Annotated in this window: 18 protein-coding genes and 1 tRNA gene; 10 read left to right on the plus strand and 9 right to left on the minus strand. The window is 67.5% G+C overall.

The features are described from left to right. Positions 1-8 precede the first annotated feature (8 nt). Entirely contained in the window at positions 9-959 is a 951-nt protein-coding gene (locus tag FHS55_RS08720) for a hypothetical protein (protein ID WP_246339995.1), read from the minus strand. Between the two features lie 107 nt (positions 960-1066). On the opposite strand from FHS55_RS08720, the gene FHS55_RS23420 reads away from it, so the two are divergent. The 5 genes from FHS55_RS23420 to FHS55_RS08745 all read left to right on the plus strand — a co-directional run bounded on the left by FHS55_RS23420 (position 1067) and on the right by FHS55_RS08745 (position 4108). Continuing rightward, entirely contained in the window at positions 1067-1471 is a 405-nt protein-coding gene (locus tag FHS55_RS23420; protein ID WP_246339996.1) for a hypothetical protein, read from the plus strand. Between the two features lie 37 nt (positions 1472-1508). After that, on the plus strand, positions 1509-1805 hold the full coding sequence (locus FHS55_RS08730; protein ID WP_183189783.1) for a hypothetical protein: 297 nt from the start codon (positions 1509-1511) through the stop codon (positions 1803-1805). Positions 1806-2037: 232 nt separating this feature from the next. After that, the gene (gene gatC / locus FHS55_RS08735; protein ID WP_183189350.1) at positions 2038-2325 is read left to right on the plus strand and encodes an Asp-tRNA(Asn)/Glu-tRNA(Gln) amidotransferase subunit GatC; all 288 of its coding nucleotides are present in this window, start codon (positions 2038-2040) and stop codon (positions 2323-2325) included. Positions 2326-2330: 5 nt separating this feature from the next. Continuing rightward, a complete protein-coding gene (gatA, locus tag FHS55_RS08740; RefSeq protein ID WP_183189351.1) occupies positions 2331-3812 on the plus strand; it encodes an Asp-tRNA(Asn)/Glu-tRNA(Gln) amidotransferase subunit GatA in 1482 nt (493 codons plus the stop codon). Next, positions 3812-4108, plus strand: coding sequence for a chorismate mutase (locus FHS55_RS08745; protein WP_183189352.1), 297 nt, complete (start codon positions 3812-3814; stop codon positions 4106-4108). The genes gatA and FHS55_RS08745 overlap by 1 nt, the downstream gene beginning before the upstream one ends. 19 nt (positions 4109-4127) lie before the next feature. Here FHS55_RS08745 and FHS55_RS08750 read toward each other — a convergent pair whose 3' ends face one another. Further along, entirely contained in the window at positions 4128-4457 is a 330-nt protein-coding gene (locus tag FHS55_RS08750) for a DUF6455 family protein (protein WP_183189353.1), read from the minus strand. A 68-nt stretch (positions 4458-4525) separates the two neighbouring features. Next, the gene (locus FHS55_RS08755) at positions 4526-5494 is read right to left on the minus strand and encodes a threonine dehydratase (RefSeq protein ID WP_183189354.1); all 969 of its coding nucleotides are present in this window, start codon (positions 5492-5494) and stop codon (positions 4526-4528) included. A 154-nt stretch (positions 5495-5648) separates the two neighbouring features. Here FHS55_RS08755 and gatB point away from each other — a divergent pair, with 154 nt between their 5' ends. Together gatB and FHS55_RS08765 are read left to right on the plus strand one after the other, a co-directional pair. Next, positions 5649-7142 carry an Asp-tRNA(Asn)/Glu-tRNA(Gln) amidotransferase subunit GatB gene (gene gatB / locus FHS55_RS08760; protein ID WP_183189355.1) on the plus strand — a complete coding sequence of 498 codons (1494 nt, stop codon included), beginning with the start codon at positions 5649-5651 and terminating at the stop codon, positions 7140-7142. Between the two features lie 119 nt (positions 7143-7261). Beyond that, positions 7262-7735: a GNAT family N-acetyltransferase gene (locus FHS55_RS08765; RefSeq protein WP_343056077.1), complete on the plus strand. Its 474-nt coding sequence runs from the start codon at positions 7262-7264 to the stop codon at positions 7733-7735. Between the two features lie 16 nt (positions 7736-7751). Here the strand turns inward: FHS55_RS08765 and FHS55_RS08770 are convergent, their stop codons facing one another. Beyond that, on the minus strand, positions 7752-8441 hold the full coding sequence (locus FHS55_RS08770) for a hypothetical protein (RefSeq protein WP_183189357.1): 690 nt from the start codon (positions 8439-8441) through the stop codon (positions 7752-7754). Positions 8442-8681: 240 nt separating this feature from the next. Here FHS55_RS08770 and FHS55_RS08775 point away from each other — a divergent pair, with 240 nt between their 5' ends. The 3 genes from FHS55_RS08775 (at position 8682) to FHS55_RS08785 (ending at position 10403) form a co-directional block, all read left to right on the plus strand. Beyond that, positions 8682-9395: a glutathione S-transferase family protein gene (locus FHS55_RS08775; RefSeq protein ID WP_183189358.1), complete on the plus strand. Its 714-nt coding sequence runs from the start codon at positions 8682-8684 to the stop codon at positions 9393-9395. A 119-nt stretch (positions 9396-9514) separates the two neighbouring features. Further along, a tRNA-Ser gene (locus FHS55_RS08780) sits at positions 9515-9606 on the plus strand. 446 nt (positions 9607-10052) lie between these two features. Beyond that, on the plus strand, positions 10053-10403 hold the full coding sequence (locus tag FHS55_RS08785; protein WP_183189359.1) for a hypothetical protein: 351 nt from the start codon (positions 10053-10055) through the stop codon (positions 10401-10403). A gap of 159 nt (positions 10404-10562) precedes the next feature. On the opposite strand, the gene FHS55_RS08790 is transcribed toward FHS55_RS08785, so the two are convergent. From FHS55_RS08790 to FHS55_RS08810, 5 genes are read right to left on the minus strand one after another with little or no spacing between them, the layout of a single operon-like run. Continuing rightward, positions 10563-11780 (minus strand): CaiB/BaiF CoA transferase family protein, encoded by a 1218-nt coding sequence (locus FHS55_RS08790; protein ID WP_183189360.1) that lies wholly within the window; start codon positions 11778-11780, stop codon positions 10563-10565. Beyond that, positions 11777-12706 (minus strand): hydroxymethylglutaryl-CoA lyase, encoded by a 930-nt coding sequence (locus FHS55_RS08795; protein ID WP_183189361.1) that lies wholly within the window; start codon positions 12704-12706, stop codon positions 11777-11779. The genes FHS55_RS08790 and FHS55_RS08795 overlap by 4 nt, the downstream gene beginning before the upstream one ends. Positions 12707-12720: 14 nt before the next feature. Next, the gene (locus FHS55_RS08800; protein WP_183189362.1) at positions 12721-13497 is read right to left on the minus strand and encodes an amino acid ABC transporter ATP-binding protein; all 777 of its coding nucleotides are present in this window, start codon (positions 13495-13497) and stop codon (positions 12721-12723) included. After that, entirely contained in the window at positions 13494-14162 is a 669-nt protein-coding gene (locus tag FHS55_RS08805) for an amino acid ABC transporter permease (protein ID WP_183189363.1), read from the minus strand. Before FHS55_RS08805 ends, FHS55_RS08800 begins: the two co-directional genes overlap by 4 nt. A gap of 3 nt (positions 14163-14165) precedes the next feature. Next, positions 14166-14804: an amino acid ABC transporter permease gene (locus FHS55_RS08810; RefSeq protein WP_183189364.1), complete on the minus strand. Its 639-nt coding sequence runs from the start codon at positions 14802-14804 to the stop codon at positions 14166-14168. Between the last annotated feature and the right edge of the window lie 9 nt (positions 14805-14813).

The following is a 14813-nucleotide window of genomic DNA, read 5'->3' on the forward strand; positions in this document are numbered from 1 at the left end:
CCCCGCGCTTATTCCGCCGCGTCGGCGTCGGGTTCTTCGAGCCGGGCGGGCTGGGCATCGCCGCTGAACGCCATGGCTTCGCGCACCGCGATGACCTGTATCGCCAATACGGTGGCAACGAAGGTTTCGATGCCCTCGACGAGCGCCGGCGTCGCCATCTGCCCCCCCGATCGTCCGAGGGGGCCCGAATCGCAGCGCGTCACCAGCCCGGCCGCCGCAGCTTTGACCAGTATGTCGGCGACGTGCGAGCGCGAGAGGCGGTAGGCGCGGGCGAGATGGGCAGCGGTGAGGGCCTCGCCGGTATGGGCGGCCTCGAACAGGGCGAAGGCGATCGCCAGCCCGCCGTCGCGCTCAATGAACGATTCCAGGACGGGCGCGTCGTGGACGAGGCGCCAGCCGCGGCGGAAGGGGCGCAGCAGCACGGCGACGTAGGGGGCGAGGAACGCCCGATCGTCGAGTCGGGCCAGCCCGATGGCGCCCTCGGGGGCAAGGGCGGCCAGGGCGTTCATCATGACGCGCCAGCGGTCACGGTGGAGGTTGAGCAGGCGATCGGTCACGTTGAGCCGTTTGCGCCGTCGGTCCGAATCGAGCGCGGGTTCCACCAGTCGCCGCAGGCGGCACAAGGCGAGGACCGCGGCGACCCGTCCCGGGCTGCACAGCCCGAGTCGCACCGCCTCGTCCTTGAGCCGACCCGCCGTCAGGCCCGGTGCGTCCGCCGGTTCGAAATGCATGTCGAGCATGAGCATGGCGAGCGTGATGCGGGCCCGGTCGTTCAGCAGCCGCGCCAGCAGGAACTGCCGGCGGTAGCCGCTCTCGAGGGCGGCGACGGTCCGGCGCGCGATCTCGGGAAACTGCGCATGCGCCCGTAGCCGGGCACACTCGTCCAGCTGCTCCGGCGGGGTCCTGCCCGGAGCAATCGTGGTATGTGTTGAATATGACGCCGTGCCGATGGAAATCATGGCCTCACGTTAGGCGAAATGAGACCAAAAATCGACATTGCGCCCGAACCTCGCCCCCCGAATATGCGCACCACTTGCGGTGCGGAGCAGTTGAAGGAAAAGCCCAGATGACCCTTTCCGACGTCGTTACGGTTCGTCCGGTTCGTGCGATGCGGTGGTTTGCCGGTGCGCTGCTGCTGACCGCAACGGCCCTGTCTTTCGCCGATACGCCCGCCGAGGCGGCGGTGATCTACTGCACGCGCCCGGGCTACCCGGCAGGCTGCGTGGCGGTGGCCACCCGGGCGCCGGCAGCTCGCGCCGTTGTCTATTGCACGCGGCCCGGTTTCCCCGTCGGCTGCGTTGCCGGCGCGGGCGCCCCGGCGGCGCGCGCGGCGGTCGCCTGCACGCGGCCGGGATTCCCGGCGGGCTGCGTGGCCGGTCCCGCCGGCGTCAATGCCAATGCCCGCGCCGTGGCACGGCCGGGTCCCGGAGTGAATGGCGGAGGCCCGGTCAACGGCCCCGGACTGCGCTGAGTTTTTCGACCCCAAGGGAGTGAACATCGTGAACGACATGCATACCCGTCTTGCCCGCCGCGTCCTCGGCGCAACCTGCCTCGCCGCGCTGCTGGCTGCCGGCTCGGCCGCCTATGCCAACCGCGCCGCCGGCGATGCCTGCGCCGCCGCGCTGCCGCCCGGCGCGCAGAGCATCTATGCCGCCGCCGTTGATCAGGTCGTTGCGGGCGGCGACCCGCGCACCGTCGTCACCGATGTGGTGAAGCCGATGGTCATGTCCGGCCAGATGGACCGCAACACCGCTCGCGCCAATGCCGAAGCGGCCGCCCCGTGCCTGAAGCAGGCGAAGTCCTGACGCGCGATCGGTCCTTGAATCGGGTGAATACTCGACGGGGACCGGACTGATGCGGGTTCCGGCCTGAACCGGGCCGGGCCCGTCGTCGAATCCAGCCTGTGCCGGGATGTTTTTGCCCCCGGCCCAGGCTCTCCCCGCATCGATCTCCACCGAAGCCCGGCGCTGCGCGTTGCGGGGCGCCGTGCCCGCCTGCTATAGGGCGCGTCTGTTTTCAGATGAACTGGGATTTCGGATGTCGGTGGATCAGGCGACGGTCCGGCGGGTGGCGCATCTGGCGCGCATCGCCGTGACGGAGGACGAGGTGGCCCATCTCCAGGGCGAGCTCAACGCCATTCTCGCCTTCGTGGACGAGCTCGGCGAGGTGGACACCACCGATGTCGAGCCGATGACCAGCGTCATCCCCATGCAGCTGCCGCTGCGGGCGGACGTGGTCGATGACGGCTTTTATCCCGATCGCGTGCTGGCCAACGCCCCGCTCGCCGAAGACGGCTTCTTCGCCGTTCCCAAGGTGGTGGAGTGAGCCCCATGTCGGATCTGACCCGTCTCACCGTCACCGCCGCCCGCGAGGGGCTGGCGCAGGGCCACTTCACCGCCACCGAACTGACCCGCGCCTATGTCGAGGCGGTCGAGGCCGCCGGCGCGCTCAACGCCTTTGTGCTCGCCACGCCCGAGAGGGCGCTGGACATGGCGCGGGCGAGCGATGAGCGCATCGCCAAGGGCGAGGCCGGCCGGCTGGAGGGCATTCCGCTCGGTATCAAGGACATGTTCGCGACCAATGGCGTGCGCACCACGGCCTGCTCGAACATCATCGGCAATTTCGTTCCGCCCTATGAGTCGACCGTCACCTCGCAGCTGTGGCGCGATGGCGCGGTGCTGCTCGGCAAGCTGAACCAGGACGAGTTCGCCATGGGCTCGTCCAACGAATCGAGCGCCTTCGGCCCGGTGGTGAACCCGTGGCGGCGTGGCGGGTCGACCCAGCCGCTGGTACCCGGCGGCTCCTCCGGCGGTTCGGCGGCGGCGGTGGCGGCGCATATCTGCGCGGCGGCGGCCGGCACGGACACCGGCGGCTCCATCCGCCAGCCGGCGGCCTTCACCGGCACGGTCGGCATTAAGCCGACCTATGGCCGCTGCTCGCGCTGGGGCATCATCGCCTATGCCTCCTCGCTCGATCAGGCCGGCCCCATTGCCCGCTCGGTGAACGACGCGGCGCTGCTGCTGGGCTCCATGGCCGGGCACGACCCCAAGGATTCGACCAGCGCCAACCTCGCCGTGCCCGATTACGAGGCGGCGGTGGGCGCCTCGGTGAAGGGCAAGCGCATCGGCATCCCGCGCGAATACCGCGTCGAGGGCATGTCGTCCGAGATCGTCAGCCTGTGGGACAAGGGCGCGCAGATGCTGCGCGACGCCGGGGCGGAAGTGGTCGAGATCAGCCTGCCGCACACCAAATACGCGCTGCCGGCCTATTACATCGTGGCGCTGGCGGAAGCCTCCTCCAATCTCGCGCGCTATGACGGCGTGCGCTATGGCGAGCGCGTGCCGGGCCGGGACATTGCCGAGCTGTACGAGAAGACCCGCGCGAGCGGCTTTGGTGCCGAGGTGCGGCGGCGCATCATGATCGGCACCTATGTGCTCTCGGCGGGCTATTACGACGCCTATTACCTCAAAGCCCAGAAGGTGCGCACGCTGATCAAGCGCGACTTCGAGAACGCCTTCGCCGAAGGCATCGACGCCGTGCTCGCCCCGGCGACGCCATCGGCTGCCTTCGGCATCGGCGAGAAGTCGAGCGGCGATCCGGTGGAGATGTATCTGCAGGACGTGTTCACCGTGACGCTGAACATGGCCGGCCTGCCGGGCATCGCCGTGCCGGCGGGGCTTTCCTCGGAAGGGCTGCCGCTCGGCCTGCAGCTGATCGGCCGCCCGTTCGGCGAGGAGAGCCTGTTCTCGCTGGCGCAGGTGATCGAGGACGCCGCCGGCCGCTTCGACGTGACGGACAAGTGGTGGCGGTGATGGCCCGCGTGCTGCCCGATAACGAGCGCTGCCTCGCCCCCTTCCGGGCGGAGATCGATATCATCGACGCGCAACTGGTGGATCTGCTCGCGCGCCGCTTCGAGGTGGTGAAGCACGTCATCGCCGTGAAACAGGCGGAAGGCCTCGCCGCGCTTCTGCCCGAGCGCGTCGAGGACGTGGTCGAGAAGGTGATGGCAACGGCCGAGACCAGGGGCGTGCCGCCCGAGCTGGTGGAAAAGCTCTGGCGCGTGCTGATCGAATGGGTGATCGCCTACGAGAACGAGCGGCTCGGCTGAGGCTGCCCGGTCTGCCGCGCTACACGGCGATCCCGTCCCGGTCTTCCGCGGCGCGGGCGGCTTCGAGCCGTCCGATGGAATCGTCGAGATAGGCGACTTCCGCCGCCACCTGCCGGCACACCCAGTCCCGGAAAGGCTCGGCATTGCGGCAGAAGCCGGGGAGCGGCTGCTCCGGCGGAACATCGCCGAGCCAGGAGCGACACTCGCCCGCCACGCGGCAGCCGAGGCAGCGCTGGGCGGCTGCGGCGAGTTCATCGGCCGCCAGCGAGGGCTCCTCCGGCGTCAGGCCGGCGTGCTCCATCATGTGGCGGAAAAGAGCCAGACGTTCGTCGATCGTGTCCACGCGCATGGGTGCCTCCTGTGTCCGATGCAGAATGGACGGGGGCGTCGCCCGCGCCTTGATCTGGCGCAAGCCGGCTAGGGAGCGGGGTGCCCGTTCGCCACCCAGTCCCGGAAGACGGCGAGGTCGATATTCCCGCCCGACAGCACGACGCCCACCCGCTTGCCGGCGAGACGGTGCTTTTCCTGGAGGAGCGCGGCGAGCGGCGCGGCGCCGGCGCCCTCCGCCAGATTGTGGGTGTCGGTCCAATAGATGCGGATGGCCTCCGCCACCTCGTCATCCTTCACCGTGACCATGCGCGCCACGCCCGCCCGTATCATGTCGAGGGCTGCCGAATCAGGAATGCGCACCGCGAGCCCGTCGGCCTTCGTGTCGGCGCTGGCGGTCTCGATCAGCCGGCCGGCCGCCACCGAGAGCGCATAGGCCGGCGCATGGGCACTCTGCACGCCGATGATCTCGGTGCTCAGCCCGAGCAGGTCGCGGGTGCGGATTGCGCCGCAGATGCCGGAGCCCAGGCCGATGGGCACATAGAGCACGTCGAGCGGCGGCGCGGCGCGGAACAGTTCCAGTGCCCAGGTCGCCACGCCGACAACGAGGTCGGGATGGAAGGACGGCGCGAAGGCGAGCCCGTCCCGCGCGGCGAGCGCCTTGGCGTGCTGGCGCGCGGCATCGAAATCCTCGCCATGTTCGATGAGGCGGGCTCCGAGCGCGACCATCGCGGCGTTCTTCTCCGCGCTGTTGCCGTGTGGCACGACGATGGTGACGGGCATTCCGAAGCGGCGACCGGCGAAGGCCAGGGACTGCCCATGATTGCCGCGCGTGGCGGAGATGATTCCGTGCGGCGCTCCGCCCTCGCGCGCCAGCCGGGCGAGATGGACCAGCCCGCCACGCACCTTGAAGGCGCCGGTCGGCGCGTGGTTCTCGTGTTTCACCCAGACATCCGCGCCAGCGCGCTGGCCCAGCAGCGGCCAGGCATATTGGTTTGTGCCGGGGAAAACCTCGTGGACCTGCCGGAGGGCGTCCTCCAGCGCGTCGAGACTGAACATGCACGGCTCCTTCGCGGAATTTCACGCAGCGCGCCGGGATCGATACGCCATCGCGACGCCCCGGCACAGCGCGAAGGAGCGGCGGCGGTTGCGGCTGTGCGGTGCACGGAGTAGGGAAACGGTCGACAAACCGCGTTCTGACGAGGCCCGCCCCATGAACATGCACGCCCGCCCCGCCGACCCGAAGAAGCTGATCAAGGGCGCGACCGGCGACTGGGAAGTGGTTATCGGCATGGAGATCCATGCGCAGGTGACCTCCAATTCCAAGCTGTTCTCCGGCGCTTCCACCGAATTCGGCGGTGAGCCGAACAGCCATGTCTCGCTGGTCGACGCGGCCATGCCGGGCATGCTGCCCGTCATCAACGCCGAATGCGTGAAGCAGGCGGTGCGCACCGGCCTCGGCCTGAAGGCGCAGATCAACAACCGCTCGGTGTTCGACCGGAAGAACTATTTCTACCCCGACCTGCCGCAGGGCTACCAGATCAGCCAGTTCAAGGACCCGATCGTCGGCGAGGGCGTGGTGCTGGTCGATACGGCGGACGGCCAGATCGAGGTCGGCATCGAGCGCCTGCATCTGGAGCAGGATGCCGGCAAGTCGATCCACGACCTGCACCCGACACAGTCTCTGGTCGACCTCAACCGCTCGGGCGTCGCGCTGATGGAGATCGTGTCGCGCCCGGATCTGCGCTCGTCGGAAGAAGCCAAGGCCTATGTGACCAAGCTGCGCACCATCCTGCGCTATCTCGGCACCTGCGACGGCGACATGGAAAAGGGCTCGCTGCGCGCGGACGTCAACGTCTCCGTGCGCAAGCCCGGCGATGATTTCGGCACGCGCTGCGAGATCAAGAACGTCAATTCCATCCGCTTCATCGGGCAGGCGATCGAGACCGAGGCGCGCCGGCAGATCGGCATCCTCGAGGATGGTGGGAAGATCGACCAGGAAACACGCCTGTTCGACCCTGGCCGTGGCGAGACGCGCTCCATGCGCTCCAAGGAAGAGGCGCACGACTACCGCTATTTCCCCGATCCCGACCTGCTGCCGCTCGAATTCGACGACGCCTTCGTCGCCGAGCTCGCCGCGCACCTGCCGGAGCTGCCGGACGAGAAGAAGGCGCGCTTCGTGACCCAGTATGGCCTGTCGGCCTATGACGCGGACGTGCTGGTCGCCGAGAAGGCGACGGCCGATTATTACGAGGCGGCGGTGGCTCATGCCGGCGCCACGCGCGACGCCAAGGCGGTAGCGAACTGGATTATGGGCGACGTGTCGGCCTATGCCAACTCGGTCGGCCTCCCGCTGGCCGAGACGCATATCCGCCCGGCGCAGATCGCCAGCCTTGTCGACCTCATCGCCGACCAGACCATCTCCGGCAAGATCGCCAAGGATGTGCTTCTCCTCATCATCGGCGAGGAAAAGGACGGCGACCCGCGCGCGATCGTCGAGGCCCGCGGCATGCGCCAGGTCACCGATACCGGAGCCATCGAGGCGGCGGTGGACGCCATCATCAAAGCCAACCCCGACAAGGTGGCGCAGGTGCAGGCCAAGCCGACCATGCTGGGCTGGTTCGTCGGCCAGGTAATGAAGCAGACCGGCGGCAAGGCCAATCCGCAGGCGGTGAACGACCTGCTCAAGGCCAAGCTCGGCATCTAGGCGCGTTCGGGCGCGGATTGCGGTTCGCGTCGGGAAAACATTTTTGAACAACAGGTTGGAGCCTTTCCGTGAGCGGTAGTTCAGCGGAAAGGCTCCAGCCTTCGGGCCGGGGTCGCGTCGTGTCGCTTTCCGTATGCATCGAGGAGGCCCGGTGGGACGACCTGCCGGCCATTGTCGGCATCCTCGCGCTCGAAACCAGGTTCGGCGTGCGCGACAGCGCGGACCCGGCCGACCGACCCGATTACGAGCGAGCCTTCGCGGAGATCGCGGAGGATCCGCGCACGACCCTCTACGTGGCGCGCGTGGGCGGGCGCGTGCTCGGCACCTTCCAGATCACCCTCATGCGCGCGCTGACCCGCCACGGCGCATTGCTGGCCATTGCCGAGGCGGTGCAGGTGCACCCGGATGCGCGGGGGCAGGGCGTGGGCAGCGCGATGATGGCCTTTGCCATCGAGGAGGCGCGGCGGCGCGGTGCCGGCTCGCTGCAGCTTGCCTCGAACAAGCAGCGCCTCGACGCTCACCGTTTCTATGAGCGCGCCGGCTTCGAGAAGCGGCTCGACGGCTTCAAGATCGACCTCGCGGACAAGGGCTGAGGGCCAGCCCGCCGGCTCACGGCAGGCAGCGCGCCATGAAGACGTGCCACGCCTTGGCGCCGGAGAGATTGTACCGCGCCTTGTAGGCCTGCCATTCGCCATTGCAGCGCTCGAGCGCCGCGCGGTCATTCTCGCCGGGCGGCTGCTGGAGCGCGGGCGGCGGCGCCGGAGCCGGCGTCGCGGCCGGGCGCGTGCCCACGCTGGGCACCGAGCTGCGCGTCCGGGCGGCCTCGGGAGGCTGCTGTTCGGCGCCCGGCGAACCGGCGAGGCACTGCTGGGCGAATTCGCGATAGGTGAGGCGGCCGGTCTGGTTCTTCGTCTTCATCTCGTTCCACAGGTCGGCGCACTGCTTCATCGAGGGTTGCGCCGCGGCCGCGGCCGGGCCGGTGGGCGGGCGTTGCCCGCCGGTGGACGGCGGATGGGCGGAGGAAGCGCCGGGCGGCGGGGCACTACCCCCCGCATCAGGCTTCGCGTCTCCCTGATTGACCTGCGCCATGCAGGTCTGCGCGAAATCGCGATAGGTCTGGTCGCCGGTCTGGCCCTTGGCCTTCATCTCGTTCCAGCGGTCGGCGCACAGCTTGGCCGGGGAGGGCGCCTGCGCCTGCGCGCCGGGTGCCAAAAGCGGCAGGCTGGCGAGAATCAGTGCCGCAAGCGCGAGGCGCGGCGCGGGGCGGCGGCGGGCCGAAGGGGGAACCGGGCGTTTCACAGCGACATCTGCTCCCTGGGGCGCTGGCCCCGTCCCCCGCGGCCGGGCGGCGACAAGGCCGGAAAATCACGGGGTTGGCGGCGGCTCGGGCCATCCTGGCGCGGCAAACCCTAACCCGTCCGGCACCATTGGGCGAGGCCGGAACATGCCGCTCCGGTGGGTCGGCTTGCCAGTGGGCCGCAGCGGTCCTAGTTCTGATGTAAAGACGCCCCGAGGGGTGTGGCGGCGGAAGGCTAACCCATGGCTCAGCTTCAGACCAAACCGATCCAGCTCTACTATTGGCCGACACCCAATGGGTGGAAGATCAGCATCATGCTGGAGGAGTGCGGGCTGCCCTACGAGGTGGTGCCGGTGAATATCGCCCGGGGCGAGCAGTTCAAGCCGGACTTCCTCGCCATCTCGCCGAACAACAAGGTGCCGGCGATCGTCGATCCGGAAGGGCCGGACGGCCTGCCGATCTCGATCTTCGAATCCGGCGCCATCCTGCAATATCTCGGGCGCAAGACCGGCCTGTTCTATCCCGCCGACGAGCGCGGCCGGGTCGAGGTGGACCAGTGGCTGTTCTGGCAGATGGGCGGCCTCGGGCCGATGGCGGGTCAGGCGCATCATTTCCGCATCTACGCGCCGGAAAAGATTGCCTACGCCATCGACCGCTACACCAACGAGGTGCACCGGCTCTACGCCGTGCTGAACAAGCGCCTGGCCGACCGCCCCTTCATCGCCGGCGACTACTCGATCGCCGACATGGCCTGCATCGGCTGGGCGAAGCTGTGGGAGCGGCAGGGGCAGACTATCGCCGAATTTCCCCATTTCGCGGCCTGGCTGGAGCGCGTGCTGGCGCGCCCCGGCGTCCGGCGCGGCATGTCGGTGAATGCCGAGGATCGTGGCCGGATCGACATCGCCACGGACAAGGAAGCGCAGAAGGTGATGTTCGGCCAGCGCGGGCAAGCGTGAGCGCTGTCACAATGGGCAGTGGGTGCCGCTGCCTTTGCCCTTGACCCGGGGGCGTCGGAAACCTAGACAGAGCGCCGCTGGATGACGCCCTTGGGCAACCAAGGGAGAGTCCCCCAGCTGGAGACGTGGCCGAGAGGCTGAAGGCACTCGTTTGCTAAATGAGCAGGCCCCCAAAAGGGCCTCGAGGGTTCGAATCCCTCCGTCTCCGCCATTTCAGTCCCAAACTGGGCGCCGAGTTTACACCATCACCCGATGCCGGCGTCTGGAGCAGCCGGGATTTCGATCCGATGTCTGTACAAGGCGACATCGATGATCCGGCAATCGGTGTCGCGAAGCCGCTGGCTCGCATTCTCGTACGTGGAGGTGTCGAGTATGTCCGAATAGGACAGGCCGACCGGGGCGAGCCTGCGTTGAAGCGCGGCGTGCTGACACCGGCGATCTCCGCAACGTCGGCAAGGGCTGTGGTGCCCTCGTCGAAATAGGCCGGTAGCATCGGCTTGAGCAGCTCGACGATGTTGTAGCCCGAAAGACCGTCCTCGGTGTCGCGCGGCGGCGCAAAACTGGCGGTCGAGCGGTTGGTGAGGCTGAGCAGCTTGATCGGCAGGCGGATCCAGGCGGTATGCGGGCCCGACAGAAACGGCATGTTCGGCCAGCAGGATGCCGGTCTGCGAGCCGGGCCGCACGACGCTCACCAGGGATGAGATCGGCACCCGCTACGGGCTTCGAGCGGCCCGTCTCCTCGTCGCCCCCAACGACGCCAAGGACCTCGCGCAGTTTCACGCCCTGCGGGATGCCTTGAAGGTGGAGCAGACGTCCGTCGGAAGGTTCGAAACCCCGAACTTGGGCCTTGCTCGACAGACGAAGATCCGCGAGGCGCTTGAAGCGCTGTCCGCTGCTTCCGGCAGCTTCACCCACGCTTTCGGCCCGAAGGGAGAGGTCGATCCGGTCAAGCATCGGATCGGTATGGCAGCCGGCTGGGGCGGCAACCCCGACAGGGACGCCTCCTAGCCCTCCGTGACCCCGGACAAGAACGACGGCAAGACGGTCGACACGCTCGTCAGGATGGAATTGTCGAGCTTGTGCCGCGTTCATGCCGGCGTCGCAGGCCGGCAGCGCGGCAATGTGGGCGTTGGCCGCCGGGCCCGTTGGAGACCGATTCGTTCCGCATCACCGGGCGCCTTCTGTCGTGCGTTGGCCGGCGAGGGCCGGGGCCGCCACCTTCCCGCTGGAAAGCAGGGCCTCGATAGCGGCCTCATCGAAATGCAATGCTCGAAGAACATCCCTGGAATGTTCCCCTACCGTTGGGGCAGGCGTCGTGCCGGTCAGGCGCTGGCCGTCGAGGATAAGCGGCAGGGCGGGCAGCTTGGACGCGATACCGCTCTGCAGTTGCATCGGAATCATGGCCCCGGACTCGTTGAGATGGACGTCATCGAGCAGGTCGATCGGCGTGCGAAGAGGCGCGAAGGGCAGCCCGATACGCTCGACGGTGGAGGCGACGTCCGCGGCGTCGCGGGACAGGAAGGCCTCGCGGATTGCGGGCAGAATGCGCGAGCGCGCCTTCTGGCGGAGATGGTTGGTCGCGAAGTCAGGGTCGGACAGCCAGGCCTCGAAGCCGAAGGCCTGACAGAAGGCACGCCATTGCTCATCGCCGACAATGCCGACAAACAGCTTCGAGCCATCCGCCAGATCGAAGAGGTCGTAGGCCGGCCAGGGGCGCTCGGTGATCGCAAACGGCGTGGCAGGCTCGCCGGTGATCACCTCGGCCAGCATGGCCGGAGCCATCAGGAAGGCGGTGTTCTCGAACAGCGAGGACTGCACCTGTTGGCCATTGCCCGTCCGGCGGCGTTCGAGGAGCGCGTTCTGAATGCCGATGACCCCGAACATCGCTCCCATGATGTCGTTGACCGACGCCCCGGTGCGTAGCGGGCGGCCGGGCAACCCTGTCATGTAGGCGAGGCCGCCCATCATCTGCACAACTTCATCGAGCGCGGTGCGGTGTTCATAGGGGCCCGGCAGGAAGCCCTTCAGCGAGCAATAGATCAGCCCCGGATTGAACTCCCGCAAATCGTCGTAGCCGAGGCCGAGATCGGCCATCATCCCCGGACGGAAATTTTCGATCACAACGTCGCAGTCGCTGACGAGCTTGCGCACGATGTCCATTCCTTCCTCGGATTTCATGTCGAGGGCGATTGACCGCTTGTTGCGGCTGAACGTGTCGAAGAAGCCGGCGGCCAGTCCGGGGAGATAGCGCGTGCGGTCACCCTTGACCGGCTCGACCTTCACGACATCGGCGCCGAGATCGGCGAGGATCAGGCCGGTGCACGGCCCCATGATCATCTGGGAGAATTCGATAACCTTTAGTCCCTTGAGGGCTCCCACGGTCATCGGTGCGCTCCATAGCTCTTGGGAAGGCCGGATTTGAACAGGTGACTGGCCAGCGGCTCAGCGGGAAGACCTGCGTGCAGAAGCGCGGTGACCGCGAGCAGCGCCTCGAGATCGATGCCGGTGGAGATGCCGGATCGCTCCATCAGGTAGACAAGATCTTCCGTCGAGATGTTGCCGGAGGCCCCCGCCGCGAAGGGGCAGCCGCCCAATCCGCCAAGGGATGCATCGAAAAGGGTGATGCCCTCTTCCATGGCCGCGAAGGCGCAGGCCATGCCGGTTCCGGTGGTGTCGTGCAGGTGCAGGCGAAGCGGGATATCGGTTCCCACCGCCGCGCGCACGGCGGAGATCACCTGCCGCACCCTCACCGGGTCGGCGTAGCCCACCGTATCGGAAAGGCAAATCTCGTCGGCGCCGGCCGCGCGCGCCTCGACGGCAAGGCGAGCGACCGCGTCGACGGCTATTTCGCCCTCGATCGAGCAGCCGAACACTGTCGCCAGCGCCAGGACGAGCCGTACCGGCTCTCCGTCGCGGCCGTTCAGAAAGGCGCGAACCTCGCGGGCCGCGGCGATCTGCTCGTCCGTGGTGCGGTTCACATTCGCCCGGTTGTGGCTCTCGCTCACCGACACCACGAAGCTGATCGCATTCACGCCAGCCGCTGCGGCGCGCTCGGCGCCCTTCGGGTTTGGTGCGAAGGCCGACAGGTCGAGGTCGGTGTAGCGGCGGGCATGGGCGACGATCTCGGACGCATCGGCGAACTGCGGAAAGCGCGCCGGCGGCACGAAACTGGTGATGTCGAGGTGACGCAGCCCGGCCCCGTAGAGGGCGTCGACGATGCGCTTCTTGTCCTCCGTCGGGAGGACCGAGCGGACGAGTTGCAACCCATCGCGAAGGATGACGTCGCTGATCTGCACGTGCGGGTAGGGCATGAGATTAGGCCACTCTAGAAGTCGTTGCGCTCGTGATAGGTCTGCAGGAATTGCCGCAGCCTCGGCTCGTCGCTCTTGCGCAGGATGTCGGGTGGGCCGCACTGGACGATGCGGCCTTTGTCGAGGAAGGCGATCTTGTCGGCGGCGCCCGCCGCGAAACCCATCTCGTGGGTAACGACCACCATCGTCATGCCCTCACTGGCGAGGGCCCGCATGACCTGGAGGACCTCGCCGACCAGTTCGGGATCGAGCGCGGAGGTCGGCTCGTCGAACAGCATGAGATGCGGCTCCATCGCCAGCGCGCGGGCGATGGCGACACGCTGCTGCTGGCCGCCGGACAGGTTCGCCGGATAGGAGGCCGCCTTGGCGGCCAGCCCGACCTTTTCCAGCACCGCAAGCGCCCTTTCGCGGGCCTGCGCCTTGGAGAACCCGCGCACGCGGATCAGCGGGTCGGCAACATTTCCGATGGCGGTCATGTGCGGCCAGAGATTGAATTGCTGGAACACCATGCCGATCTTGCGCCGCTGCTGCCGGAGCTTCGCGCCCGATGCCAATCGCCGCTGGCCTCCGCGCTCCTCGTAGCCGACGAGTTCGCCCTCCACGCGAACGTCGCCGGCCTCATAGCGCTCCAGAAAATTTATGCAGCGCAGCAGGGTGCTCTTGCCCGATCCGCTCGGCCCGATCAGGCACAGCACCTTGGAAGTCTCCGCGGTGAGCGAGACGTCGCTGAGGACCTCCACGGCGCCGAAGCGCTTGTGGAGATGGCGTATCTCAACCATGTGCTGGGTCATTGGGATCTCGCCGCATGGATGTGGAAGGTGACGCGCCGCTCGAACGCCGCGCCCAGCGTGCTGATGACGCTCACGAGCGCCCAGTAGCCAATGGCCAGGGCAAACAGGGATTCGAAGGACGCGAAGGTTTCGATGCCCATCTTCTGGACCTCGTAGGTCAGATCCGGGACCGAGATGATCGACAGGATCGAGGTTTCCTTGCTGAGCACGACCAGCGCATTCACCATGGACGGCGTGACCGCGACGAGGGCTTCGGGAAGCTGGACGCGCAGGAATGTGGCCACCGGGGACATGCCCAGGCTCGCCGCCGCCTCGACATGGCCGCGCGGCACGGCGTTGAAGCCGACCCGGTAGATCTCGGCGAAATAGGCGCTTGCATGAAGGGCAAGCGCGAGGATCCCGGCCGGCAGCGGCTCGAGCAGGAGGCCGAAGGCAGGCCCTCCGCCATAGATCAGGAAGGCGATCAGCAAGAGCGGGGTGCCGCGAATGGCCTCGATGTACAGCACGGCGGGGATGCGCAGCCACCGCACGGGCGACATCCGCAACAGGGCGATGGGCAGGCCGAGCGCCATCGCGCCGAGCGCCCCGGCCAGCCAGCAGAACACGGTATAGCCGAACCCGCTGGCGAGCAGGCCGAGATAGGGGACGACAATGGAAAGATCCATGGCTCAACGCCTCGCCCAGTGGCGCTCGAGCAGCCGCCCGGCCGTAAGAAGAATCTGGCTCATGACGATGTAGATGCCGGCGGCCACGAGATAGATTTCCACCGGACGAAACGTGGTCGCCACGATGTTCTGGCTGACGCGGGTAAGCTCGGCGATGCCGACGACCGAGATCAGTGAGGACGACTTCAGAAGCAGCGTTAATTCATTGAAAAGTGCTGGAATGGAAAGGCGGATTACCTGCGGAAGCAAAATATATTGCCACGTCGCGCGCGGGCCATAACCCAGGGCCGCGGCCGCCTCGCTTTGTCCGGGGGGAATGGAATGAAGCGTGCCGCGCAGAATCTCCGAGACATAGGCCGCCGTTATCAGGCCGAGCGCGGTGACGGCGGCGGCGGTCGCCGAGATGTCGAACTTTATCCAGGGCAGGAAATTGAACAGGACCAGCAACTGCACCAGCAGCGGGACACCGCGGAAATAGCTGACATAGATCTTCGTGAAGAGACGGCCCGCCGTGCCCAGCGTTCCGGTGATGAGAACCAGGATTCCGATCGGAACGCCGACCAGCACGCCCAGAAGCGAGACGTAGACCGTCATGAGCGCCCCTTCGAAAAGAAGGGGCGCCGAACTGAGGATGGCTGACATGAAGCGGCG

It is taken from the genome of Ancylobacter tetraedralis (assembly GCF_014195655.1).
Lineage (GTDB): Bacteria > Pseudomonadota > Alphaproteobacteria > Rhizobiales > Xanthobacteraceae > Ancylobacter > Ancylobacter tetraedralis.